This is a genomic window from Gaetbulibacter aestuarii, assembly GCF_039537665.1.
In the GTDB taxonomy this organism is placed as follows: domain Bacteria; phylum Bacteroidota; class Bacteroidia; order Flavobacteriales; family Flavobacteriaceae; genus Gaetbulibacter_A; species Gaetbulibacter_A aestuarii.
This window is the reverse complement of record NZ_BAABAY010000001.1, coordinates 1,722,459-1,748,644: the sequence shown is the minus strand read 5'-3', so window position 1 is coordinate 1,748,644 and position 26,186 is coordinate 1,722,459. Positions and strand designations below refer to the sequence as shown.

General features: G+C 36.6%; 26 protein-coding genes. 15 read left to right on the top strand and 11 right to left on the bottom strand.

Translation table 11 applies throughout. The features are described from left to right. Positions 1-9 precede the first annotated feature (9 nt). Genes ABD682_RS07895 through ABD682_RS07885 form a run of 3 tightly spaced genes read left to right on the top strand, consistent with a single transcriptional unit; the run spans position 10 to position 1,384 of the window. Entirely contained in the window at positions 10-369 is a 360-nt protein-coding gene (locus tag ABD682_RS07895; RefSeq protein ID WP_344740581.1) for a hypothetical protein, read from the top strand. A gap of 23 nt (positions 370-392) precedes the next feature. Next, complete coding sequence (locus ABD682_RS07890; protein ID WP_344740580.1) at positions 393-779, top strand: hypothetical protein; 387 nt, start codon at positions 393-395, stop codon at positions 777-779. A 56-nt stretch (positions 780-835) separates the two neighbouring features. Then, positions 836-1,384 (top strand): YceI family protein, encoded by a 549-nt coding sequence (locus ABD682_RS07885; protein WP_344740578.1) that lies wholly within the window; start codon positions 836-838, stop codon positions 1,382-1,384. Positions 1,385-1,405: 21 nt separating this feature from the next. Here the strand turns inward: ABD682_RS07885 and ABD682_RS07880 are convergent, their stop codons facing one another. From ABD682_RS07880 to rpmH, 3 genes are all read right to left on the bottom strand, one after another. Next, complete coding sequence (locus tag ABD682_RS07880) at positions 1,406-3,586, bottom strand: T9SS type A sorting domain-containing protein (RefSeq protein WP_344740576.1); 2,181 nt, start codon at positions 3,584-3,586, stop codon at positions 1,406-1,408. 131 nt (positions 3,587-3,717) lie between these two features. Next, positions 3,718-6,570: a carbamoyl-phosphate synthase large subunit gene (gene carB, locus ABD682_RS07875; protein ID WP_344740574.1), complete on the bottom strand. Its 2,853-nt coding sequence runs from the start codon at positions 6,568-6,570 to the stop codon at positions 3,718-3,720. A 112-nt stretch (positions 6,571-6,682) separates the two neighbouring features. Further along, positions 6,683-6,844: a 50S ribosomal protein L34 gene (gene rpmH, locus ABD682_RS07870; RefSeq protein ID WP_344740573.1), complete on the bottom strand. Its 162-nt coding sequence runs from the start codon at positions 6,842-6,844 to the stop codon at positions 6,683-6,685. Positions 6,845-7,139: 295 nt separating this feature from the next. Here rpmH and ABD682_RS07865 point away from each other — a divergent pair, with 295 nt between their 5' ends. After that, positions 7,140-7,718, top strand: a complete 579-nt coding sequence (locus ABD682_RS07865; protein ID WP_344740572.1) for a DUF2892 domain-containing protein — start codon at positions 7,140-7,142, stop codon at positions 7,716-7,718. Between the two features lie 14 nt (positions 7,719-7,732). Here the strand turns inward: ABD682_RS07865 and ABD682_RS07860 are convergent, their stop codons facing one another. Next, positions 7,733-8,653 carry a lytic transglycosylase domain-containing protein gene (locus ABD682_RS07860; RefSeq protein ID WP_344740815.1) on the bottom strand — a complete coding sequence of 307 codons (921 nt, stop codon included), beginning with the start codon at positions 8,651-8,653 and terminating at the stop codon, positions 7,733-7,735. A gap of 51 nt (positions 8,654-8,704) precedes the next feature. Continuing rightward, positions 8,705-9,367: an alpha/beta hydrolase gene (locus tag ABD682_RS07855; protein ID WP_344740571.1), complete on the bottom strand. Its 663-nt coding sequence runs from the start codon at positions 9,365-9,367 to the stop codon at positions 8,705-8,707. 121 nt (positions 9,368-9,488) lie between these two features. Here ABD682_RS07855 and ABD682_RS07850 point away from each other — a divergent pair, with 121 nt between their 5' ends. Continuing rightward, entirely contained in the window at positions 9,489-9,785 is a 297-nt protein-coding gene (locus tag ABD682_RS07850; protein WP_344740570.1) for an N-acetyltransferase, read from the top strand. Positions 9,786-9,847: 62 nt separating this feature from the next. Here the strand turns inward: ABD682_RS07850 and ABD682_RS07845 are convergent, their stop codons facing one another. Continuing rightward, positions 9,848-10,360, bottom strand: coding sequence for a hypothetical protein (locus ABD682_RS07845; protein ID WP_344740569.1), 513 nt, complete (start codon positions 10,358-10,360; stop codon positions 9,848-9,850). Between the two features lie 103 nt (positions 10,361-10,463). Beyond that, positions 10,464-11,795 carry a tRNA (N(6)-L-threonylcarbamoyladenosine(37)-C(2))-methylthiotransferase MtaB gene (gene mtaB, locus ABD682_RS07840; protein ID WP_344740567.1) on the bottom strand — a complete coding sequence of 444 codons (1,332 nt, stop codon included), beginning with the start codon at positions 11,793-11,795 and terminating at the stop codon, positions 10,464-10,466. Positions 11,796-11,887: 92 nt separating this feature from the next. Here mtaB and ABD682_RS07835 point away from each other — a divergent pair, with 92 nt between their 5' ends. Next, a complete protein-coding gene (locus tag ABD682_RS07835; RefSeq protein ID WP_344740565.1) occupies positions 11,888-13,507 on the top strand; it encodes an ABC transporter substrate-binding protein in 1,620 nt (539 codons plus the stop codon). A gap of 5 nt (positions 13,508-13,512) precedes the next feature. Here the strand turns inward: ABD682_RS07835 and ABD682_RS07830 are convergent, their stop codons facing one another. The 3 genes from ABD682_RS07830 to ABD682_RS07820 all read right to left on the bottom strand — a co-directional run bounded on the left by ABD682_RS07830 (position 13,513) and on the right by ABD682_RS07820 (position 15,443). Beyond that, complete coding sequence (locus tag ABD682_RS07830; RefSeq protein WP_344740564.1) at positions 13,513-13,839, bottom strand: hypothetical protein; 327 nt, start codon at positions 13,837-13,839, stop codon at positions 13,513-13,515. Positions 13,840-13,870: 31 nt separating this feature from the next. Then, positions 13,871-15,046 (bottom strand): GlmU family protein, encoded by a 1,176-nt coding sequence (locus ABD682_RS07825; protein ID WP_344740563.1) that lies wholly within the window; start codon positions 15,044-15,046, stop codon positions 13,871-13,873. Between the two features lie 145 nt (positions 15,047-15,191). Beyond that, positions 15,192-15,443 (bottom strand): type B 50S ribosomal protein L31, encoded by a 252-nt coding sequence (locus ABD682_RS07820; RefSeq protein WP_344740562.1) that lies wholly within the window; start codon positions 15,441-15,443, stop codon positions 15,192-15,194. Positions 15,444-15,597: 154 nt separating this feature from the next. Between ABD682_RS07820 and ABD682_RS07815 the strand changes: the two genes are divergently transcribed. The 7 genes from ABD682_RS07815 (at position 15,598) to ABD682_RS07785 (ending at position 22,588) form a co-directional block, all read left to right on the top strand. Next, entirely contained in the window at positions 15,598-16,128 is a 531-nt protein-coding gene (locus tag ABD682_RS07815) for a DUF4199 domain-containing protein (RefSeq protein ID WP_344740561.1), read from the top strand. A 43-nt stretch (positions 16,129-16,171) separates the two neighbouring features. Next, the gene (locus tag ABD682_RS07810; protein WP_344740560.1) at positions 16,172-17,119 is read left to right on the top strand and encodes a glycosyltransferase family 2 protein; all 948 of its coding nucleotides are present in this window, start codon (positions 16,172-16,174) and stop codon (positions 17,117-17,119) included. A gap of 107 nt (positions 17,120-17,226) precedes the next feature. After that, positions 17,227-18,957, top strand: a complete 1,731-nt coding sequence (locus tag ABD682_RS07805; RefSeq protein ID WP_344740559.1) for a phospho-sugar mutase — start codon at positions 17,227-17,229, stop codon at positions 18,955-18,957. Beyond that, positions 18,957-20,780: an ABC transporter ATP-binding protein gene (locus ABD682_RS07800; protein ID WP_344740558.1), complete on the top strand. Its 1,824-nt coding sequence runs from the start codon at positions 18,957-18,959 to the stop codon at positions 20,778-20,780. Before ABD682_RS07805 ends, ABD682_RS07800 begins: the two co-directional genes overlap by 1 nt. Positions 20,781-21,061: 281 nt before the next feature. After that, complete coding sequence (locus tag ABD682_RS07795) at positions 21,062-21,604, top strand: RNA polymerase sigma factor (RefSeq protein ID WP_344740557.1); 543 nt, start codon at positions 21,062-21,064, stop codon at positions 21,602-21,604. Between the two features lie 33 nt (positions 21,605-21,637). Further along, positions 21,638-22,135 (top strand): hypothetical protein, encoded by a 498-nt coding sequence (locus ABD682_RS07790; RefSeq protein ID WP_344740556.1) that lies wholly within the window; start codon positions 21,638-21,640, stop codon positions 22,133-22,135. Between the two features lie 12 nt (positions 22,136-22,147). Continuing rightward, positions 22,148-22,588: a sensor of ECF-type sigma factor gene (locus ABD682_RS07785; RefSeq protein WP_344740555.1), complete on the top strand. Its 441-nt coding sequence runs from the start codon at positions 22,148-22,150 to the stop codon at positions 22,586-22,588. A gap of 7 nt (positions 22,589-22,595) precedes the next feature. On the opposite strand, the gene ABD682_RS07780 is transcribed toward ABD682_RS07785, so the two are convergent. Beyond that, a complete protein-coding gene (locus ABD682_RS07780) occupies positions 22,596-23,639 on the bottom strand; it encodes a WD40/YVTN/BNR-like repeat-containing protein (protein ID WP_344740554.1) in 1,044 nt (347 codons plus the stop codon). A 152-nt stretch (positions 23,640-23,791) separates the two neighbouring features. Here ABD682_RS07780 and ABD682_RS07775 point away from each other — a divergent pair, with 152 nt between their 5' ends. After that, positions 23,792-25,006 carry an RsmB/NOP family class I SAM-dependent RNA methyltransferase gene (locus ABD682_RS07775; RefSeq protein ID WP_344740552.1) on the top strand — a complete coding sequence of 405 codons (1,215 nt, stop codon included), beginning with the start codon at positions 23,792-23,794 and terminating at the stop codon, positions 25,004-25,006. Positions 25,007-25,110: 104 nt separating this feature from the next. Further along, positions 25,111-25,971 carry a fructosamine kinase family protein gene (locus ABD682_RS07770; protein WP_344740551.1) on the top strand — a complete coding sequence of 287 codons (861 nt, stop codon included), beginning with the start codon at positions 25,111-25,113 and terminating at the stop codon, positions 25,969-25,971. Positions 25,972-26,186: the final 215 nt, after the last annotated feature.

The following is a 26,186-nucleotide window of genomic DNA, read 5'->3' as shown; positions in this document are numbered from 1 at the left end:
CCTGCTACTATGAAAAAATTAACGATAATTCTGACTATTAGTATTTCCTTTTTTAATTGCGCTAATGATAGCCTGAGTGATTTAACCGAATCCGGGCCTCTACCAAATCTGGTTACTTATGTTAAGGACGTTAAACCCATTATGGATAATAATTGTATCAATTGTCATGGAACAACACCGATAAACGGAGCCAATGTATCATTAGTAACCTACAATCAAGTAAAAAGTGCTGTTCAAAATAATAGTTTAATTTCAAGAATTAATGCCACCGACCCGGGCAATTTGATGCCCCAGGGAGGCCCTAAATTACCTCAAAATCTTATCGATACCGTCATAAAATGGCAAACCGATGGATTTGTAGAAAACTAACTTTAACCTAAATCTACATAACAATGAAAAATTTACAAATCATTTTACTTGCGTTTATTATCGTATTATTCTATAACTGCTCCGGCGATAGTGCTCCAGCAGAAGATACAAATACGAACAATCCGAGTAACCCGAGCCCTAACCCTGATCCTGCACCTACGACCAAGGTAACTTATACGGCAGATATAGCCGGTATCATGTCTGGGAACTGTACTTCTTGCCATAGTGACCCTCCTACACAAGGTGCACCTCAATCATTAACCTCTTATACGCAAGTAAAAAATTATGTAGATCTAATTATTGCTCGAGTAAATAGTTCTACAAATCCAATGCCGCCAACAGGTCAAATGCCTGAAGATACCAGAAGTTTAATTCAAAAGTGGAAAGATGATGGTCTTTTAGAAAATTAAAGTAATCATTTAAAAAAGCATCATATTGGTATACTAATTGAGTACCATTGAATACTATGAGAACAATTGTTAGCCTTGCACTATTCTTATTGGCCTTAATCGCCAATTCGCAATCAAAATATCTTACAAAAACGGGAACAGTAAGTTTCGAGGCTTCTGTTCCCAGTTTTGAACAGGTTAGAGCTGAAAACAAAGCTGTAACAGCCATTATAAATACCGATAATGGAGAATTCGCTGCCTTAATATTAGTAAAAGGTTTCCGATTTAAAAATGCCTTAATGGAAGAACATTTCAACGAAAACTACGCTGAATCAGATAAGTTCCCAAAAGCTACTTTTAAAGGTATAATCGATGATTTTGACCCAACAAAATTATCAAATGAGTATATTGAAAAAACCATTCGCGGTACCATGTCGTTCCACGGGCAAACACAAAATCTGAAAGACATTAAAATTTCTCTTTCAAAAAAAGGCAATAGTATCGTAATGTTTGGTGCTTTTGAAATGAAAGCCTCTGATTTTGATATCGAAATTCCAAAAATTGTGAGCAACAAAGTAACCAACGAGGTTCAGGTCGAATTTAATTTTCAATTAAATAAGAAATAAGACCGGAATCTTAGTTTCAATTTAACTTTTCAGAAATTTTCCAACAAATACTCTTTCATCTGTTGTAACTTTTATGATGTATAGACCAGCCGTAAGATTCGATACATTTAATTGTTTCTCAGAAGAAATCACTTGGAAAATCTTTTGACCGCGAATATCAAAAACATCATAAGTTATTTTATTTGATGAAGTTTTCAAGGAAATTTTTAAAATATCATTCGTCGGATTAGGATAAAGCTTGATCGTATTTACTTCAAATTCTTGCTTTGCCAGAGTCGAACCTACAATAATACCATAATCGTCTGCTCTTTGGGCGGCTTTATTACCACACCTATCTGGAGCCCCATTAAAAGAGGAGATCACGCGCATCCGAATCAAGGTATTTGAGGTGGCACTAGCTGGTGTTGCAACCGATTCTGAGGCCTGATGTGTCCCTGGATCGGTGCTCACTGCATTATCAGTTAATACAAGTTCATTTGTACCATTACTATTCAATTCATCAAACGTTCCGCTATTATCCCAATCGATCCAAACCTCGAGAAACTGCGATTTTCCATCAATAGACTCATAAGACACATTAAGATCGTTCGTAGATCCCTCTTCTACAGTTGTAAAATGACTACATGAATAATCTTCAAGAGCATCGGGTGGAATATACCCGGTTGTTTGATTATCAATCGTATTAAAAGTCACATTTCTAACGCCGTAATCGAAACTTTTATCATTTCTATTACTGGATAAACTACAAGCCGTTAACGGTGCTTCATTTACTATCATGCCATTATTCTCTGTGTAGGATGATGTACCCATGGCATTTGTTATTTGGAGTGTTACATCATAATTACCACTATTATTAAATGTGACTGTTGGGTTTTGTAAGGTAGATGTGTATGGCGGATCGACCCCATTATCGAAGGTCCAGTTAAAAGTTACATTGTCAAATCCCTCATTAGTGAAAGACTTTGGAACATTTACTGATGCATCCGAAAATTGTACAGAATTACCAACACAGGTACTTTCAGAAGCTGCTTGAAACGCCACCACTGGTGCAGCCACAGGATCTAATCCAGAACTTGATAAAAAAGACGTTCTTGTATTCTCCATAGCATTACGCGCTACCGCTCGTTGCCCACCTGTAAACTCTGAAGCACAGGTGGTATAATCCATATAATTGTAAACATGGTCTTCGTGATTTCCCGAATTTCTACGGAAACCCGTGTCAGGATTTATAATTTGATCAAATGATGCGTCACAAGTATTTATTTCATCATTTTTATTACAACGATACACCTGATTATCTGCCAAAGAACGAATATGTGCTGGTGTGTCTGCAATACCATCATTATAAGAACCCGGACATTGATAATCACCAGTACCATAATCATAATCACCATCGAAGGTATGATATAAATCGAAGGCATGACCTAGTTCATGCGTTGAGACATAGGAGTCTTCATTGGCAAAAACACAGGCTTGCATGATTGCACCGTCATAACCCGCACCATGCGCACCGGCATAATAAGCATATCCTAAGGTTTTTATACCACCATCATCACAATTCTTACCATCTATTTTATATACCAGCCAAATATTATAGTACTTCGTAGCATCCCAATATGAATATTCCTTTAGAGAGTTGATAGGAGCATCGCCATTATAATCATCTAAACCCTTGGTGTCATTGTATACACCATCACTTAAATAATCAGGCTCTCCACTAAGATCTACGCGATTAATACCAGTTGTAGACTGTCCGTTTTCATCCTGTATGGCTAAAACAAACTCAATACCCATATCAACACCTTCACCAAATCCATTGGTTCCTTGAATTTTTCGCCATTTGTTATTTAAAACTTGAAGACCTTTGATAACCTCTTCGTCGGAAATATTTGAACCAACACCAATAGGTTCACCGATATGCATAACATGAACAACAACAGGAACTTTATAAACTGTATTTACGGAAGATTTCTGTGAACTTATTTTACTAATATTTTCACGATTTTTAAGGAAACGCTCCCTGTAAACAGGATTGTTTTTCATTTGACGTTCGTGAACAATTCTCGCACCACACATTTCAGGGGGTGGTTGTTGTGCATTATCAATGGCGTTGAATTCAGATACGGTAGATTGACAATTGCCAAAAGCGTAAATAAAAAAGAAAATAATAAATGCAATTAGAGGGTAATTTGTAGGTTTCATGGGGTTGAGGGATTTGGTTGCGCTAAATTAAAATTCTTTTTTAGCTCCCCAAAAAAAACACTCTAAAACTCCTGATTACGTGCAGTTTATCGAATAAATCAAAAAAAATGCCGCTAAAAAGCGGCTTTTTTTTATTTGCTCAGATACATTTTTCGACGTGCATAGAGATCGTAAAAATCATCGTCCTTTAAACTTTCAATAAATAAAATACTTTCTCCGGTACTCTTCATTTCAGGACCCAACTGCTTGTTAACATTCGGAAATTTATTAAATGAAAATACCGGTTGTTTTATGGCATAACCATCCAAATGTGGTTTGAAATCGAAATCCTTGATTTTCTTTTCTCCCAACATGAGCTTTGTGGCATAATTTACATATGGTTCTCCATAGGCTTTAGCAATAAATGGAACAGTTCTGGAAGCTCTTGGATTCGCTTCAATAATATAAACCATATCATCTTTAATCGCGAACTGAATATTTATTAAACCAACGGTGTTCAATGCTAATGCAATCTTTTTGGTATGATCTTTAATTTGCTGTAAAACAAACTCCCCTAAATTGAATGGAGGAAGCGTCGCATTACTGTCTCCTGAGTGAATTCCACAAGGTTCAATATGTTCCATGATCCCAATGATATAAACTTCTTCACCATCACAAATAGCATCAGCCTCTGCTTCAATGGCACCTTCCAAATAATGGTCTAACAATAACTTATTATTAGGAATTTTTTGAAGGAGGTCTACCACATGTTCCTCAAGATCTTTTTTATTGATTACAATCTTCATTCCCTGACCTCCCAAAACATAGGAAGGACGCACAAGAATTGGAAAATTCAATTTATCAGCTACGGCTAGGGCTTCATCAGCAGTTTCCGCAGTGTCGAATTCCGGATAAGGAATATTGTTTTCTTTTAACAAGGTTGAAAAACTACCACGATCTTCAGCCAGATCCAGAGATTCAAAACTCGTTCCGATAATTTTAATACCGTAACGCGATAATTTTTCGGCAAGTTTTAAAGCTGTCTGACCTCCTAATTGCACGATGACACCTTCAGGTTTCTCATGCTTTATAATATCATAAATATGTTCCCAGAAAACCGGCTCGAAATATAATTTATCCGCGGTATCAAAATCAGTAGAAACCGTTTCGGGGTTACAGTTGATCATAATCGTCTCATAACCACATTCGGCTGCAGCCAAAACACCGTGAACACAACAATAATCAAACTCTATACCTTGCCCAATACGGTTTGGTCCGGAACCAAGAACAACAATTTTCTTTTTATCCGTAACGATACTTTCATTTTGGGAAAACCGCTTGCCATCTACAGTTTCCATATCACTTTCAAATGTTGAATAATAATAAGGCGTTTTCGCTTCAAACTCTGCAGCACAGGTATCAACTAATTTATAAACCCGATTGATATTCATTTCTTCACGCTTGCTATACACCTCGCTTTCAAGACAGTCTAACATGTGTGCAATTTGCCTGTCACCAAAACCTTTTTGTTTGGCCTCCAACAACAGTTCCTTTTCTATGGTATCGATGTTGTATGTTGAAATTTCTTTTTCAAGAAAATATAATTCCTCATACTGCTTCAAAAACCACATATCGATCTTGGTGATCTCATGGATTCGGGTTAAAGGAATACCCATCTTGATCGCATCATGAATAATAAATACCCTATCCCAGGAGGCATAGGTAAGTTTTTCAATAATTTGATCGTAATTCTTATTTTCCTTTCCATCGGCACCCAAACCATTACGCTTTATTTCCAGAGATTGTGTGGCTTTGTGCAGCGCTTCCTGGAACGACCGACCAATACCCATAACCTCTCCTACAGATTTCATTTGAAGTCCTAACTGGCGATCTGAACCTTCAAACTTATCAAAATTCCAACGTGGAATCTTAACAATAACATAGTCTAAGGTTGGCTCAAATAATGCCGATGTAGATTTGGTAATCTGATTATTTAATTCATCCAAATGATAACCAAGAGCTAATTTGGATGCTATTTTTGCAATTGGATATCCAGTAGCTTTACTAGCCAATGCTGAAGAGCGCGAAACTCTTGGGTTGATCTCAATGGCGATAATATCTTCTTTTTCATCCGGCGATACAGCGAATTGCACATTACAACCTCCTGCAAAATCCCCTATGCTACGCATCATATGTATAGCCATATCCCTCATGCGCTGATAGGTTCTGTCACTTAAAGTCATCGCAGGAGCAACAGTAATTGAATCTCCGGTATGAATTCCCATAGGATCCATATTCTCTATGGAACATATAATAACCACATTATCGTTCGAATCCCTTAAAAGCTCTAATTCATATTCTTTCCAACCTATCAAAGCCTTGTCGATCATTACCTCATGAATCGGTGATTCTTCTAATCCTCGCGTTAACAATTCATCAAAATCTTCCTCTTTATACACGAAGGATGCACCAGCGCCACCCAGGGTAAATGAGGCGCGAATCACTAAAGGAAACCCAAACTTTTGGGCAATTTCTTTTCCCTTTAAATATGATGTTGCTGTAGCCTGAGGCGCCATGGGAATACCTATTTTCAACATCAATTCTCTAAACTTCTCACGATCTTCAGTAATGTTAATCGCATCAATGTCTACACCAATAATTTCAACACCAAAATCTTCCCAAATACCTTTACTATCAGCCTCAATACATAAATTTAAAGCTGTTTGACCACCCATTGTTGGTAGCACCGCATCAATTTGAGGATGATCATTTAAAATTTTTACGATAGATTTTGTTGTAAGAGGCAGCAAATAAACATGGTCGGCCATCGACGGATCTGTCATAATGGTGGCAGGATTGGAATTTATTAAAATGGTTTCAATGCCATCTTCGCGAAGCGAACGCAATGCTTGAGAACCGGAATAATCAAATTCACACGCCTGACCAATAATAATGGGTCCTGAGCCAATAATTAGGATAGATTTTAGTTTAGGATTTTTAGGCATTTTGCTGTGGTATATAGTGTTTTTTAAATTGTTACAAAAATAGTAATCAGGAGATATAAAAAAAGGCGCTACCGTTAAGTAACACCTTTTTATTATCAACAATTGTTAATCATTATTTTTTATGTCTAGGTTCAGATGATACAGACAATCTCTTTCTACCCTTAGCTCTTCTTCGAGCTAAAACTTTTCTACCGTTAGCAGAAGCCATTCTCTCTCTAAAACCATGCTTGTTTCTTCGCTTTCTTTTTGAAGGCTGAAATGTTCTTTTACTCATTTTATTCTGTCTTTATAATCTGAAATTTACTTAAATTATAGCTTCTTTGAAACTGAGGGCAAATATACAAAGGCTTTTTAATTTCACAAACGATATTTTAAAAATAATTTTTTTTATAGAATTACTAACCACAATGAGCCTCAATCCTTTATTTTAAAGGTGTTTTTGAGATTAGGATTCTTAATTCCGCATACCAATTTTTACATAAAAATTTAGTTTCTTTGCAGTGTAGAACGGAGTGGTCGTTAGATTTAAGGAAGAACGACTACTAATTTTGATAAATTTTAACCAAATTATGTACAATAAAATCTTTAAACTTATTATTGCGGTTGCCATATTTGCCTTTGCTATTTATGAATTTACAGAAGGATTAATAGGTAATGGCATCATGTATATCTTACTTTCTGGTATTTTTGTATTTCTTTATTTTAAAAATGAATTTATTTTACTTGCCTTTTTAAGATTACGAAAGCAAGATTTTGAGGGCGCCAAAAAATGGTTGAGTAAAATTAAAAATCCTGAGGCTGCCTTAGTAAAAAAACAACAAGGATATTACAATTATTTACACGGCATCATGGTATCTCAAACCAACATGAATGAGGCGGAGAAGTATTTTAAGCAAGCTGTTTCTCTAGGTTTGAATATGAAACACGATTTAGCAATGGCTAAATTGAACCTGGCCGGAATTGCGTTTTCAAAACGTCGTAAACAAGAGGCCAAATTATTGTTATCCGAAGCTCAGAAATTAGATAAACAGGGCATGCTAACCGAGCAAATTAAAATGATGAAGCAAAATATGAAGCGCGCTCAAATGCCAAATCAGCATTACGGAGCCGGAGCTTCTATTCGTGCCCAAAAACGCCGGGGAAAATAAAGGTTTACTGAAGGTTATTGATAATAACCGGGTTCTGGTATCTGAATCTCGTATAACTTTCTCGACGCATTGTTCAGGTGAGCTTCTCTAAGCCACGGATTGTGAATTTTTAGAATTTTATAATTGATCTTAAAATGTTCAGCAAAAGCAGTAAAATCAGTTACTGCACTATCCACAGGAACTTTATAGGTTGGAATACGTTTATAAAGATCTTTTTCTCTGAAATTAAATCCATATTTAACAGGATGTGATAAAATTTCTTTCACAGCCAGAATTCTGAATACATAACGTCCTGTCTCCTCGCCTAAAAGTAAATCGTAATAGCTTTTAACACCTTGATCCTCCAAACGGCTGCTAATACCATATTTTCCAGCGTTGTAAGCCGCGGCAGCTAAAGTCCAGCTTCCTAAATCCTCTTTGCATTTTAGGAAATATTTACAAGCCACTTCAGTAGCTTTTTCAAGGTTATAGCGTTCATCTACGTTATCATTGATTTCCAATCCATTTTCTTTACCGGTGCTACTCATAATCTGCCAAACACCGCGGGCTCCGGCCGGTGATACGGCATTTGTTAATCCACTTTCTATAACTGCTAAATATTTAAAATCATCCGGAACACCATATTTTGCCAATATTGGTTCTATTATCGGAAAATATTTTTCCGAGCGCTTAAACATTAATAATCCGTTAGATTGCCAATAGGTATTTACCAACAATTCACGGTCCATTCGTTCATAAATATCCGGATCTTCAATGGGCACAGGCTCTCCGGCAAAATCTAAATTTTGTGGAATTTGAAGCGCATAAACATTATAATCGTTAAATAATTTTTTTTCAAAATTCTCGTCTGTAGGAGCATCTTGAAGGGCGTAAATGAACAACCCACACAAACTTAATAATCCTACAAAAGCCAGTATTCTTTCTACAATCTTCATCATTTTAAGTTTTCGCTAAATTTAAGAAATAAATTCATATCATATCTCGCGCTAATCCAAAATTATTTTTGGTAAATGCGTATTAAACCAACGGTATTTATTCAATATCATTGTGTGCGTTCCTCCTTCAATGGTATAACATTCTCCAATATATCTCATTGGAAAAACCGAATCTCTATCCCCATGGATATGAATAATTCCCGGAATAATCGAATGATGTTCCCAATTTACCATCTTCTCAATGGCCCAACTTAAATATTTATGGTCGCTTACTGTTAAATAAGTTTTGTACAGCTCCAAACGCTTTTTTACGCCTTTTCCGATAGCATATTTTGCTAAAACATCCACATTACTGGCCAGTTGGGTAGGTAAAAGCTTATAAGCTTTAGTATTTTTTGCAAGAATCATGTGCGGCGGAATTTCTTCCGTGCATTTTACACTGGAAACTATAATAAGTTTTTTTACAGAAACAAAGGGTAACATTTCCTGAACCAGAACACCTCCAAAAGAGACACCTAACAGCACAATATCGTCATGTTTAATATGTTTTGACATCCGTTTGGCATAATCCTTAAGTGACTCATTTACAGTTGGAATCATCCACTCTAACAAGTGTATTTCAAACTGTTTTTTTGGCAAGTCGATATATTGAAAAATTTTGGGACTTGCCGCCATTCCTGGCATCAAATAAACATGTATTAGCTCCTGAGACATAAGCTTTTAACAATTAAATCCTTTTAAATTGGCAATAATTTTTGTACTTTTGTACGGTAAATCTACTAAACTACTGCTAAAGTAGTCTACATTATTCCTTTGAAATTAAACATAAAAACTCATGACTGAAGCTGCAGATTTAATTGATAATGAATTCTTACGCCAATTTGAACTGAAAGTCGATGATCAACTTGCCAAAATTGAATACTCGTTACAAGAACGAAAAATCTTTTTAACCAAGCTAGTTATCCCGGAAAGTATTACCGACGAAAATTTTAAAACCAACTTTTTAAAACTGGTTTTTGAAGAAATTGAAACACGTAACTTAAGCGTTATGCCTACCTCCCCGGCGATCGCGAAGTTTGTGCGAAGCAACCGAAAGTATAAGCGTATGCTTCCTGTAGGCGTTAGAATTTAAATTTTTAATCACTTCAAGAAAAGTCGGAATATTAAGTTTCGACTTTTTTTATGCTACAAAATTTAAATTTTGGTGTAAACCTCCATGACGTCCTGAGTAACAATAACCGTAGACATATCTGGATTAAAGACTTTCAATTTATCTTTTCGAATAATATCGATCTCATTACCGTTAATTATGGCAATAGTAGATCCTAAAATAACCTTATTTCCATCCACGGTATAAGAGGTTGCAGACCCAATTACACCACTATCACAAACGACATTCGTACTGAGGTTTTCAAGAAGATTATTAATTGCAGTAATTTTAATTTTTGGATTAAAAGTATTGTTAAACAACACCACACCGGAAGCGTCGAACACCAGTGTTTCATTATTAGTACACGAAATTTCATCCAGTATATTGGTGTGGGCAACACCATCTTTATTCATATCCATTCCTCCCTCTACATTCCAGGCCGTTAATTGCCAAACACCGTCTAGGGTATTTAATTCTTGTTGGTTGGAATCTTTTGAACATGAAACAAGTACTATAGAGAGCACTGTAATAACAGTCACCCAAAAGAATTTGTTCATTAATTAATAGCTATTTACTTCAACGACACTAAAGTATTGTGAAGCCCGGTCATTAAGCAAAAAAATAGGATGAATTACTTAAAATAACGGATTAATTACCATTTCAATCCTGAAGTTGCAACTCAGAAACGAATTCAAAACGCACAAGACCATCAGAATCGATCTCAGTTAGCTGTATCTCATGAAGCGTATTTACCAATTCCGGATTCCAGGGTGTCTTTACTTTTACATAATTCTCGGTAAATCCGTGAATATAACCCTGTTTATTTTCACCTTCAAACAAAACAGTTCTCGTACTCCCTACCTGACTCTCATAAAAAGCACGGCGCTTTTTAGCTGATAAACCTCTAAGCATCTTGCTTCGTTTACGACGCACCGCTTTTGAAACAACGCCTTCCATATCAGCAGCTTCGGTATTATCGCGTTCTGAATAAGTGAAAACGTGTAAATAGGAAATATCTAAGGTGTTCAAAAAGTTATAGGTTTCAAGAAAATGGGCATCTGTTTCACCCGGAAAACCAACAATAACATCCACCCCGATACAAGCATGCGGCATAACGGATCTTATTCTTTCAACACGATCAACGTACAACTCACGTAAATATCGCCGTTTCATTTTTTTCAATATAGCATTACTACCGGATTGCAGGGGAATATGAAAATGCGGCACAAAAGCTCTGGATTTAGCCACCAGGTCAATGGTCTCATTTTTCAATAAATTTGGCTCGATCGAAGAAATTCTCAAGCGCTCAATCCCTTCTACCTGGTCTAATTCTTTAACCAGATCTAAAAAGGTGTGTTCATGCTTTTTGTTACCAAACTCTCCTTTACCATAATCTCCGATATTCACACCGGTGAGCACAATTTCTTTAATGTTCTGCTGGGATATTTCACGGGCATTATTCAATACATTTTCCATAGTATCGCTTCGTGAAATACCTCGAGCTAAAGGAATGGTGCAATAGGTACATTTATAATCACAACCGTCCTGTACTTTTAAAAATGCTCGGGTGCGATCGCCAATAGAATATGAACCCACGTAAAAATCGGCATCATCAATATCGCAAGAATGAACCTCGCCAAAATCATTTTTTGCAAGATCATTCAGGTAATCTGTGATCTTAAATTTTTCCGTTGCGCCCAAAACCAGATCTACTCCATGAACATCGGCTAACTCCTGAGGTTTTAATTGTGCATAGCAACCAACAGCAGCTATAAATGCTTCTGGATTCACTTTTTGAGCCTGCTTCACTATGGTTTTAAAACGTTTATCTGCATTATCTGTTACCGAACATGTATTTATCACATAGATATCGGCTTTTTCAGTAAAATCAACCCGCTCAAATCCTTCTCCCTCAAAACTTCTGGCAATCGTAGAAGTTTCTGAAAAATTCAGTTTACAACCTAAAGTATAAAAAGCAACTTTTTTATTCATTTAATTTTGGCCATCCTAACTTGTATCAGGATGTATTTACATTTATATTTACCTAGCGCAATAAAGGCTGCAAATTTACGATTATAAATGATATGATAAAACCGATAACAGAACTAATACTCAAGACCTTAAGTTTAACTTGTGTATTAGCCGTGATTTTTTCATGCTCAAATAATGACAACCGAAAGCGTGAAAAGTTGGTTTTTCGCTACAATGAATTTGCAAACATCAACACCTTAGACCCTGCATTTTCGAGAACCTTACAGGATAATTCAATCTGTAATCAACTGTTTAATGGTCTGGTTCAACTGGACGACCAATTAAACATTTTACCAGCTATAGCCAAACGTTGGAACATCTCTGATAATGGATTAATTTACACGTTCACCCTGCGCGATGATGTCTATTTTCATAAACATCCGTTATTTGGCCCGGATTCTACCCGATTGGTTACAGCTCAGGATTTTACCTTCAGTTTTAACCGTTTACGTGATAAAAAATTAGCCGCACCCGGAAGCTGGGTTTTGAATAAGGTAGATGATTTTAAAGCGGTAAACGACAGTACCTTTGAAATTTATTTACAACAACCTTTTCCAGCTTTTTTAGGCCTGTTAACGATGAAATATTGTTCCGTTGTACCTAAAGAAGTTGTACATTATTATGGAGATGAGTTCCGGTCTCATCCTGTAGGAACAGGACCTTTTAAGTTCAAACGTTGGGAGGAAAATATCAAATTGGTTTTAAGGAAAAATGAACTCTATTTTGAAAAGGATAAAAATGGTAGACAGCTACCTTATTTAGAAGCTATAGCCCTAACCTTCTTACCCGATAAACAAAGTGAATTTTTACAATTCGCTCAGGGAAATATTGATTATTTATCAGGATTGGATGCCTCTTATAAAGATGAATTATTAACCGCTGACGGCAGGTTGCGGCCAAGATATGCCAATTCGGTGAATATGACACGTGGCCCTTACCTTAATTCAGAATATCTTGGGTTTTATTTGGATTCGAAAACCCCTGAAATTCAATCAATATTGATACGTCAGGCGATTAATTACGGTTTCGATCGAAAAAAAATGATGATCTATTTACGCAATGGCGTGGGAATTCCGGCTACGGGTGGATTTATTCCAAAAGGTCTTCCGGGACATAGTGATACTATTGGCTATACTTATCAACCTGAAAAAGCTAAAGCTTTAGTGAATCAATTCAAAAAAGAATCAGGTATCCAAAACCCTGAGATCACTTTGGAGACTTCGAGTAACTACCTCAGCTTTTGTGAATTTATACAGCGGGAATTAGAAAAAGCCGGACTTACCATAAATGTTGATGTTATGCCGGAATCAACATTGCGCTCAGCGCGTTCTCATGGAAAAATCGATCTGTTTCGAAGCTCATGGGTGGCTGATTATCTCGACGCTGAAAATTATCTCTCTATCTTTTACAGTAAAAATTTTACCCCGGATGGCTCTAATTACTTCCATTTTAAGAATAAGGAAGTTGACAGTCTCTACAATAATGCCTTTCTTATTAACGACATTAACAAAAGAAAACAACTTTATACCAAAATAGATTCTATTGCTATGCAAAATGCCATCATGGTTCCTTTATTTTATGACGAAGTGGTGCGTTTCACTCAGAAAAATGTGAAAGGTTTAGGTATTAATCCTATTAACCTCTTAGATCTGCGGTACGTTTATAAAGAATAGTAAAATTATTCATTGGAGGCACCTATATCCTCGATCTCATCTTTAACCTCAGGAGTTTCTTTTCCCCACTGTTTTTTAAGGATATAATAAAGTAAAGTAGTGAAAGCTAGTCCAAATGGCATCGATATTATTGTAAGGAATAATTTATTATCCCAATCAAAATTCCAGTCCATTAATGTTGAAATAACTCCCAATAAAACACCAAAAATAATCGCTCCTATATAGTAAGCTGCAATTCCTAGAATAGCGAAGCCCCAACGGCTTTTATTAAAAGTTTCAGAAAGTTTGAAGTAGTATTTTCCAATAAAGTAAATTATGACAATGTCAAGCATAACATAAGTTTTAGGTTAAGTTTAAATCAAATCAGCCACGACGATAATCCTTGGTGGCCTCAAATATATGATCAAGTATCGCCTTATCGTGATTTGTAAATGCTACATTACGTCGCGCCATCATAACCTCACAAACCTCAAAAGCCTTTTTGGTTAAATAGGTTGTAAAGCCGCTACTCCCACCCCAACTGAAACTAGGCACGAAATTTCGAGGAAAACCACTTCCGTAAATATTGGAACTCACTCCAACGACAGTACCTGTATTGAACATGGTATTTATTCCACATTTACTATGATCTCCCATCATCAAACCACAAAACTGAAGTCCGGTTTTAGCAAAACTCTGGGTTTTATAATCCCATAAACGCACCGGAGCATAATTATTTTTAAGATTTGAATTATTGGTATCTGCGCCTAAATTACACCATTCACCTAGAACAGAATTTCCAAGGAAGCCATCATGACCTTTATTGGAATAGCCAAATATCACGCAATTATTAACTTCACCGCCAACTTTACTATGCGGACCAACAGTGGTTGGACCATATATCTTTGCTCCCAATTTGAGCGTTGCATGCTCACAAAGCGCAAATGGACCTCTTATTATGGAACCCTCCATAATTTCGGCATCTTTACCAATATAAACAGGGCCTGAGCTTGCATTAATTGTAGTAAACTCTAATTTAGCTCCGGGTTCAATAAAAATATTTTCAGCACCAATAATATTGTTACTTTTGGGAATGGGCTCGGACTTTCGGCCTTTTGTCAATACATCGAAATCCGCTTTCATAGCTACACCATTCTTCACAAAAATATCCCAGGTATTTTCAATTTTTAGGAGCGGTTCCTGACATTGAATGACATCAAAATCATCAGCCTCAAATCGCTTTTCCGGTGTATCGGTAACATAAGCTACAACCTGATCGCCACTCACGATCGCCTGCCCGGATTTAAGCTCCTTGATCTTTTTTACTAAAGCGTCATTGGGACCATAGGCAGCATGGATCATGACATTAATTTTTGCCGAAACCAATGGAAATTTACCCGACAAATAATCTTCTGTTAAGGAAGATGTTTTAGTTTTCAAAAAATACTCCCACTTTTCACGAAGGGTCAGGATGCCAACCCGAATATCCGCTACAGGTCGTGTGTAAGTAAAAGGTAAAAGATTATCGCGAAAAGGACCGTCAAAAAGAATGTAATTCATAGGTATCTAAAGGATTTCCATCAAACTAAAAGCATCTTGAAGATACTTTAGGTAACATGGCTGGTTCTAAACAAAAATAGACCAATTGATCAAAATAAAAAAGCCTTTCATTTCTGAAAGGCTTGTATTCTTGATGGAAATCAAATTATTTTTTGAATTTCGCGTATTTATTTTTGAATTTATCAATACGACCGGCAGAGTCAACTAATTTAGACTTACCAGTGTAGTATGGGTGTGATGTTCTTGAGATCTCCATTTTAACAAGTGGGTATTCTTCGCCATCAACTTCAATAGTTTCATTCGTTACCGCAGTAGACTTGGTTAAAAAAACGTCGTCGTTAGACATATCTTTAAACGCCACTACTCTATAATTATCTGGATGTATTCCTTTTTTCATCACTTAAAAATTTTATACTATCATTTTTCGAGGTGCAAATTTAAGTAATTTTTAGAAATGAACAACCTTTTTTTATATTTTTTATTTAGGAAATTAAATCCCGTAAATTGGTATCTTTGGCCCCCAAACAAATACGATTTCAATATCCAAACCTATGGAAAATTCATTAAAAAAAATACCAACAACTTACGGCTTATTTCTGGGCGTCGTTTTAAGCGTTGTGGCCATTTTTGCTTACACTCAAAATTTAGATCTATTTTTAAAACCCTGGTTTGGCTTAAGTCTTTATGCGCTCTGTGTAATCGCCGGCGTTTTATCACTTATGAAAAACAAAATAGCGAATAACAGCTATTTGTCATTTCGAAATAGTTTTACCTCCTACTTTATTACGGTTTTGGCCGGTGTTGCCATATTCACATTCGTGACTTACATTTTATTTAACTATGTTGATAACGATGCTTCAAACTATCTTAAAAAAATGTCTATTGATAAGAATATTGAAGTTTTGAAAAGTATTGGTACCAAACCGGAAAAACTAGCTGAAACCAGAGCAAAATTAGAATCTGAAAATTTATTCTCGATTGGAAATGCGATCCAAACGCTTATTATAACCTATATTATTCCCTTAAGTATAATTGGGCTTTTACTAGCAGCTGCATTTAAGAAAAATCCCCCGCGAAATTAATAATTCCTTATTTTTGAATGCGGTAACGTCTAATTTTTATACCATGAACATTTCAGTAGTAATACCACTACTTAACGAAGAAGAATCCTTAACTGAATTACATGACTGGGTCAAAAGGGTTATGGATACTCATAAACTCAGCTATGAAATTATTTTCATTGATGATGGCAGTACGGATGGTTCGTGGGAAATAATTTCAAACCTGGTATCAAAAAACAAAGCCGTTAAAGGGATCCGTTTCTCAAAAAATTTTGGTAAATCTCAAGCGCTTCATGCAGGCTTTGAAAAAGCTCAAGGCGACGTTATTATTACCATGGATGCTGATTTACAGGACAACCCGGATGAAATTCCGGAGCTGTTCGAAATGATCACGAAAGACAATTATGATCTGGTTTCCGGTTGGAAAAAAGTACGTTACGACGCCATTCTGACCAAAAATCTTCCGTCGAAATTATTTAATTGGGCCGCGCGAAAAACATCCGGCGTTCATTTACATGATTTCAATTGTGGCTTAAAAGCCTATAAAAAATCTGTTGTTAAAACCATCGATGTACATGGTGAAATGCACCGCTACATTCCGGTATTAACAAAAAATGCAGGTTACACAAATATTGGAGAGAAAGTTGTGCAACACCAAGCTAGAAAATACGGCGTTACAAAATTCGGAATGAATCGCTTTATTTACGGCTTTCTCGACCTCATTACCATTTGGTTTATTTCACGATTCGCCAGACGCCCGATGCATTTATTCGGTGCTCTGGGCGTTCTTATGTTTGCCGTAGGATTTGGCTTTTCCCTTTATTTGGGTATCGATAAATTATTTTTAAATCCGGCCGGACGTCTCATCACCCAACGCCCGCCATTTTACATAGCACTGGTAACAATGATTATTGGAACTCAATTTTTTGTAGCTGGATTTTTAGGCGAATTGATTTTACGAACAAAACAAAACCGTAAAAGGTATTTAATTCAAAACGAACTTAATTTTTAATCTTATTGGGTAGAAAATCTAATCAATTGGGTTCAAAAATTTAACATGGCGAAGGCTATTCGCATGCAATTGTTTATTTTTGAATGAATAATTATTGCCATAAAACTATGATACACATTGAACCAAAAATTTTAGATCGTATAAACAGTTGGTTAACCCCAACTTTTGATGAAGAAACGCAGGAAACAATCAAAGAAAGTATTGCTTACAATCCGAAAGAAATTCAGGAAAGTTTTTATAAGGATCTGGAATTTGGCACCGGTGGTATGCGAGGTGTTATGGGCGTTGGCACGAACCGAATCAATAAATATACGCTTGGAAAAAGTACGCAAGGTTTGAGTGATTATTTGCATCAGGTTATTAGCGATGAAACACCAAAAGCTGTAATTGCCTACGATTGTCGGCATAACAGCAAAACGCTTGCAAAAGTAGTTGCTGATGTATTTTCTGCTAACGGTATTGAGGTATTTTTGTTTGAAGACCTGCGACCCACGCCGGAATTGTCGTTTGCAGTTAAACACTTAAAATGCCATTGCGGTATCGTCCTTACGGCATCTCATAATCCGCCTGAATATAACGGTTATAAGGTTTATTGGAAAGATGGCGGGCAATTGGTTCCGCCACAAGATGGTGAAATTATTAATGTGATCAATTCAATTGATTACGCAAATATAAAATTTGAACCTAACGATGATCTGATCCATCACATTGGAAAGGATGTAGATGATGCTTTTATAGAGGCCTCTGTAAGCAATGGAAGTGTTGGTGCTACCCAGGCTGCTAAAGATGATCTAACCATTGTATTCACTTCCCTTCATGGAACGTCGATTACGGCGGTACCGGAAACCTTAAAACGTGCCGGGTATAAAAATGTGCATATTGTTGAAGAACAAAAAGTTCCTGATGGTGATTTTCCAACAGTGGCTTCTCCAAACCCGGAAGAACCTGCAGCCTTAAAAATGGCCCTGGAATTAGCTAATAAAGTGGACGCTGATATTGTTATAGGAACCGATCCGGATTGCGATCGTTTAGGTGTTGCTGTTAGGAATACTGATGGTGAACTACAGTTGCTTAACGGAAATCAAACTATGGTGATGATGACCGATTTCCTTCTGAAAAAATGGAAATCTGAAAATAAAATTAAGGGAAAGGAATTTATCGCGACTACTATTGTTTCAACGCCCATGTTGAACAAATTAGCGGAAGCTTATGGTGTTGAAAATAAAATAGTACTAACAGGATTTAAATGGATCGCTAAATTGATCAAGGATTATCCGGAATTAGACTTTATTGGCGGTGGTGAAGAGAGTTTTGGTTATATGGTAGGTGATTTTGTACGTGATAAAGATGCGGTAACCTCTACCCTTCTGGCCTGCGAAATTGCAGCGATAACTAAATCTGAAGACAGCTCGTTTTTTAAAGAGTTGGTAGGTCTTTATACCGAATACGGTTTTTATAAAGAAAAGTTGATATCGCTGACAAAGAAAGGTATTGAAGGTGCAGAAGAAATAAAGCAAATGATGGTCGATGCCAGAGAAAATCCGGTGAAAATCATCAATGGTTCTAAAGTGGTTAAAATTGAAGATTATCAATTGTCCATTGCTAAGAATCCCGAAACCGGAAAAGAATCGCCGATAGACATTCCAAAATCGAATGTATTAATATATTATACAGAAGATGGCAGTCAGGTAGCACTTAGACCAAGTGGAACAGAACCTAAGATCAAGTTTTACGTAAGTGTGAATACAACTTTGGATAGTGTAGAAGCATTTAAAGCGACAGAGACCAAACTAGATCATAAAGCTGAATCCATTTTAAAAGACATGAAACTCATTTAATGAATCATTTTCTAAACATTTTAAGGTACGCCAAACCTTATAAAAAACAGGCCTTAGGACACATTATTTCTAATGTGTTTTTTGCTTTATTTGGTGCGCTTTCTTTTGTTGCCCTTATCCCTATGCTGGATATATTGTTTCAAAAAAGAGAAACCGTCATTACCAAACCGATATATACCGGTCTAAGTAGTTTAAAGGATTATTACAAGGATTATTTAGCCTATCAGGTCCATTTGTATGCTGAAGACGATCCTCAAAAAGCCTTATTACTAGTCATAGGCTTGATCATATCGCTTTTCTTATTGAAAAATGTTTTCGGATATCTCGCTAACTATTTTATGGTTTTCCTAAGAAATGGCGTGGTGCGCGATCTGCGAAATGCAGTTTATTCAAAAACTGTTGAATTACCGCTTTCCTATTTTTCGGAGCAGAAAAAAGGTGATATCATGGCGCGTGTAACCAATGATGTATCAACGCTACAATATTCAATGCTACCAGTTTTGGAACTGATTGCCAGAGAGCCATTATCTATTATTTTTACACTTATAGCCATGTTGATTATTAGTGCAAAACTCACCTTGTTCGTGTTTATTTTTATTCCGATATCCGGTATTATAATTTCAAGAATTGGTAAAAGTTTAAAACGAAAATCAGATCGCGTTCAAACGGAACAAGGTACCATTTTATCTATTTTGGAAGAGACCTTGACCGGACTTCGGATCATAAAAGGGTTCAATGCTCAATCTAAATTCACTAATAAATTCAAAGAGGCATCACAACGCTTTTATCATTTTTCAAACAAGTTATTGAATCGTCAGAACCTGGCATCTCCAACCAGCGAGATATTAGGAATCATTGTAATTTCTATTTTACTCTGGTACGGCGGTCAATTAGTGTTAGTTGATAAATCCCTCGATGGCGCCTCCTTTATTGCATATATGGGTCTCGCTTATAACATCATGGTGCCGGCAAAAGCCATTTCGCGAGGTTTATATAATATCAAGCAAGGAAATGCAGCTGCAGAGCGTATTCAGGAAATTATAGACACACCAAACCCTTTAAAGGATGTACCCGGAGCGGAGGAAAAATTAAGTTTCGATTCAGAAATTGAATTCAAGGACATTTCTTTTAAATACGATAAGGAATATGTTCTCAAAGATTTTTCACTTACCATTCCAAAAGGAAAAACAGTAGCCCTTGTTGGGCAATCCGGAAGCGGAAAATCGACTATTGCAAACCTTATTACACGATTTTATGATGTCAATGAAGGCAGTATTCAAATTGACGGTATTGATATCAGAAAATTAACAACAGCATCACTACGACAACAGCTCGGTATTGTAACGCAAGATGCTATTTTATTCAATGAAAGTATTGAAAATAACCTGAAATTGGGTAATGAAAAAGCCACAGAAGGCGATATTATAAAAGCCCTGGAAATAGCGAATGCCATGGAATTCGTTTCAGTTTTACCCGAAGGTATCAAAACGAATATTGGGGATTCCGGGAACAAACTTTCCGGCGGACAAAAGCAACGTTTAAGTATCGCCAGAGCAGTTCTTAAAAATCCACCCATCATGGTTCTGGACGAGGCGACTTCAGCATTAGATACAGAAAGTGAACGTTTGGTTCAGATAGCTCTGGAAAATATGATGAAGAACAGAACATCTATTGTCATTGCCCACCGCCTGTCAACTATTCAAAATGCCGATGAGATCCTCGTTCTAAACAAAGGTGAAATTGTAGAACGTGGCAAACACAAAGATCTCATTGCTAAGAAAGGTATCTATAAAAAGCTGGTAGATATGCAGAGTTTCGATTAGGAAACACATCATTTTTAAGACATAAAAAAAGGATAGAGATTTGGGTTTCTATCCTTTTTTAGTTTATGTCAGACTTGGGGACGACTAACATTAAGTAGGTTTCTGTAACAAACATAGAACATAAATCTAATTCCCGCAATAAAAAATGCATTTAATCATGTGTTAATTGCATTTCATCGATGTTTTATTTTTTAAATACCTGATTATTAGTTTATTAAAAAATTATCGATTTTTGCATTAAACTTTCATTAAATTTAACAGTCTAACTCATAAAGATTGTCGTGACAGACGAAACCCAATTAGTCGAACATTTAAAATCTGAAAAAGAAAAAGATCAGGCCTTCAGGCTTCTGGTAAGTCAGTATAAAGAAAGGCTGTATTGGCATATTCGAAACATCGTTAAAAGTCACGACGATACTGATGATGTTTTACAAAACACCTTTATAAAGGTCTACAAGAACATTCATAATTTTAAGGGTGAGAGCAAATTGTTTTCCTGGATGTACCGTATAGCTACTAATGAATCGATAACATTTCTGAATAAAGAAGCGAAACGGCAACAAATTTCCAATGGGGAGTTTCAGGAATTAGTCATTAAAAATTTAGAATCAGATGTTTATTTTGAAGGTTCAGCAATCCAACTTAAATTACAAAAAGCCATTGCTACATTACCGGAAAAACAGCAATTGGTTTTTAATATGAAATATTTTGAAGAATTAAAATACAAGGATATGGCCGATATTCTAGAGACCAGTGAAGGTGCTTTGAAAGCATCATACCATCTGGCTGTAAAAAAAATTGAAGCTTATCTCACTAAAGATTAAACTTTTTTAGATTTTTTAAGTCTAAACAACAGGATGAAAAAGGATAAATTACATAATATCAGAAAAACGGGGTTTAAAACTCCGGAGGATTATTTTGAGAATTTTGAAGACGACCTTTTAAGTACGGTTAAAATCAAAGCTAAAAATCCTACTTCGGGATTTAATGTTCCTGATACCTATTTTGAAACCTTCGAAGAGCGCATAATGCAGAAGGTTTCAGATCAAAAAGACACTAAGGTTATCCCGTTATTCCGTAAAAAGCATCTGTTTTATGCTGCAGGAATTGCGGCGTCTATTTTATTGTTGTTCAATCTTTCTATTTTTGATCATCAAACAAATTGGGATGATATCGATACTGAAACAGCAGAAAACTACGTGATCAATGAAAATTTAGGATCGTATGAAATTGCATCTTTACTAGATCTGGAGGATATTGATGAAACTAATTTTATAGATCTGAATATTAAAGACGAGCATATAGAAACCTATTTAGAAAATAATGCCGAAATTGAAACTTTATTGAGTGAATAAAATTTAATGAAAATGAAAACCTACATACTCGCCATTGGATTACTCGTTTTAAGTTTGGGTGCTATAGCTCAACCCAATCGTGATCAAATCCGTTCGTTGAAAGTGGCTTTTATTACAGAACGTTTAAATTTAACCCCAAAAGAAGCTCAGGAATTTTGGCCTATCTACAATGCCTACGATGATCAAATGGTTAAAATTAAATTTGAAGAATTACGCGGACTCCGACGAAATATCAAACAGAACGTAGAAACCCTGAGCGATAGTGAAGCTAAAAACTTATTAGACAGTTTGGTTATCGCTGAAAATAAATTGCATGACCAAGAGGTTAGCTTAATTAAAAACCTGAAAAAGGTTATTTCACCTCAAAAAATTCTCCTGCTTAAAGTCGCTGAAGAAGATTTTAATCGAAAACTTTTTGAACAATTCCGAAAACGACGCCAACAGCGGCAATAAAAAAACGTTACTTTTTAAAGGTTAATTTTGAAATTCCGCCCTGCCCTGCTGCAAACGCTTCGTGGTCGTTTATAAAACGAATGGTATAAAACCCTTTATCCGATAAGTGCTTCCAGGTATCTCCTGCATCACTACTAAGATCAATACCTTTAAATCCAACAGCCACCAAACCTAGCGCTTCGCTATCCGGAATGTATTGCACACAGCTACGATATCCGGGGTTTAAGTTTGGGGCCACAATATTCCAGGTTTTTCCACCATCTTCAGTTCGTATTTTATTCTTAGCCTTCCCATCAGGATTTGTATAATCACCTCCAATAGCAAAACCATTTTGGGCATCATAAAATGCCACTGAGTAAATACCTTCCGTAGGTTTCTCTTTTACAATTGGGGTATCACGAACCTGCCAGGAATGGCCCTTATCGGGTGAATAATAAATGCGCCCGGTGTTGGTAGCCACCCAGGTTTCATCACCAATAATAGCGATGTTGGTATTACTTGCGGCGAAAGCACCTTCATCCGGCAATCCTTGAGGAAGATTGTCACAATGCGGTTTACTCCAGTTGTTGCCCCCATCCCGGGTTAAAATTATCGAGATACAACCATCAACACTATCCCCGATAGCAATGCCTTCCTGGTCGTTCCAAAACGCCATAGCATCATAAAACACCCCTTCGCCTTTCTCCCGATACACCAATGTCATGCTACCAAATGCTCCGGTTTTGTATAACAGGGCAGGCGAATCTACAGATAACATAAAAAAATCGGTTTTTGTATGTGCGATCGCCCGAAATTGTGGTCGCAAGGTATCGTAGTTTTGAAACGCGGTTTGCCAACGTTTTTTCTTGACATCATACAATCCGAAAACCCCATTATTAGCCGCAAAGGCCAGGTTTCCGTCGTCCAAAATATCGATAGCCCGAATGCTCAATGTTGAATCCTGTAATATAGGCTCAACGGTAACTTGATTAAAATGAATGGCTTTAGATTCAGAAGTTTGCTTGCACGACACAAACACTAAAATAAGAAGGGCATAAACAACATGTTTCATGAAAAAAATTTTTATAAAAATAGAAAAGCTTCGTTAACTCGAAACCAAGTTTTAATGAAACTTTGATTTTTAAATGAAATAAAATTGGAATACGACCAAATAATCAAATAATTACAAGGAAAACTGTACCTTTGCACCCTTATTAAAAAACGATGCGATTACACCGAAATTTATGCTATGCCGTTATTGATGGCCTTCTGTTAATTTTTAATGAAGGGCAATATGCCGATAAGGTTATACAGTCTCTATTGAAGCGCGATAAACGCTGGGGATCACGCGACCGCAGTTTTGTTGCTGAAACCACTTATGATATTGTGCGTTGGAAACGATTGTATGCCGAGATTGCTGACGTTAAAGAACCTTTTGATCGCGATAATCTTTGGCGGATGTTTGCTGTTTGGGCTACTTTAAAGGGTATCAAATTACCGGATTGGAAGTATTTTCAGAATACCCCAACCCGCAAGATCAAAGGGCGTTTTGATGAATTATCCAAGATCCGAAAGTATCGTGAGTCTATCCCGGATTGGATGGACCAGTTAGGTTTGCAGGAATTAGGTGAAGAACTGTGGACTAAGGAAATTGCGAAACAAAATGAACAGGCCGATGTTATTTTACGTGTAAATACGCTTAAGACCACGAAAGAAAAACTTCAAAACCTGTTGTTCGATGACGGTATAGAAACTGAATTCATCAAAGGGTACGATTCAGCATTAAAATTGAAAGAACGCGCTAATGTTTTTGTTACCAAAGCTTTTAAGGATGGCTTGTTTGAAGTTCAGGATGCATCATCTCAGTTAGTGGCCGATTTTCTGGATGTGAAGCCCGGTATGAAAGTGGTGGATACCTGTGCCGGAGCGGGCGGTAAAACCTTGCATATGGCCTCTTTAATGGATAATAAGGGACAGATCATTGCCATGGATATTTACGAAAGTAAGTTGAAAAAGTTGAAAGTTCGTGCACGACGCAATGGCGTGCATAATTTTGATATGCGTGTGATCGACTCTACAAAACCTATTAAAAAATTATACAAAAAAGCCGATCGTGTGTTGATCGATGCGCCGTGTTCCGGTTTGGGTGTGTTACGCCGAAATCCGGATGCTAAATGGAAACTGGAACCCGAATTTATAGATAAGATCCGTGGGACACAAGAGGACGTTTTGCAGCAGTATTCCAGTATGGTAAAGCCCGGCGGAAAGTTGGTTTATGCAACGTGCTCGATCTTACCTTCTGAAAACCAAAATCAGGTAGCTAAATTTTTAAAATCTGAAACCGGACAAGATTTTAAATTCATTAAAGATCAAAAAATATTCGCGCACGAGTCTGGATACGATGGGTTCTACATGGCTTTGATGGAACGAACCAAATAGCGTTATTTGATTATTTTGTTTGTTACCTTGTTATGAATAAATACTGGGGTTTTCTTTCGAAACTCATGAACTTAATTTTTTAAAAATTTGTTTTATTTTTAGGTATGACCGAAAAATTCAAGGCATATCTCTCCGACCTTCTTAACGAAACTATAGTTCATGTTGCCTCTGTACATGGTGGTGATATTTCTGATGCTTACAAATTAGAAACTTCTCGTGAAGTTTACTTTTTAAAATGCCACAGTGGGCAAGAAGCTATAAAAATGTTTGAAGCGGAAGCCAAAGGATTAAAGCTGATCGGTGAAACAAAAAGCATCAGAACACCGGAAGTTTTAGGACTTGATACGTTTGATAATACCTCATTTTTGATTCTGGAATTTATTCCTTCAAAATCGCCTGATCAAAAAGACCATGAAGCTTTGGGAACCCAACTTGCCCATTTGCACCTGAACACAACCACCATGTTCGGTTTGGACCATGATAATAAGATCGGTAAACTTCCTCAAAGCAATACACAACATAAATCGTGGCCCGGGTTCTATGCGCGTGAAAGATTATTACCGCAACTTCATTTAGCTAAAGAAAAAGGGCTGCTTAAGGACTCTGATTGTCCGGATCCTGAACGTATTGAAAGCGTATTAAATGAGATTTTTAAAAATGTAAAACCGAGCTTAGTACACGGCGATCTGTGGAGCGGAAATTATTTGATATCGGAAACCGGAACACCATATTTGATAGATCCTGCGGTTTATTATAGTGATGGTCTTGTAGATATTGCGATGAGTAAATTATTTGGTGGCTTCGGTTCAGGATTTTACAATGCTTATCATGAGATGATTCCGAAGCCAGAAACCTATTCGGAACGCATCGATTTGTATCAATTGTATTATTTATTGGTGCATTTGAATTTATTTGGCGCCGCGTATCGATCAGGTGTGCGAGGTATTTTATCGCGTTATTTCTGAAGATTTTGAGGTTTACTTTTGCCCGCATTAGGGATTGTAGCAAGCTACCGTGTAGCGCGGAAAGCCCGACGGCCACGCCCCGAGGCGTGGCCGGAATGCCCAAAAACAGACTGTTGAAAATACTGTTAATAACAGGCGCCTGTTTGCATAAAAAAGTAGGGTGAAATGGGTAAAAAAGTGTAAATTTGCACTTTAATTTGAAATCAAACTTCGAC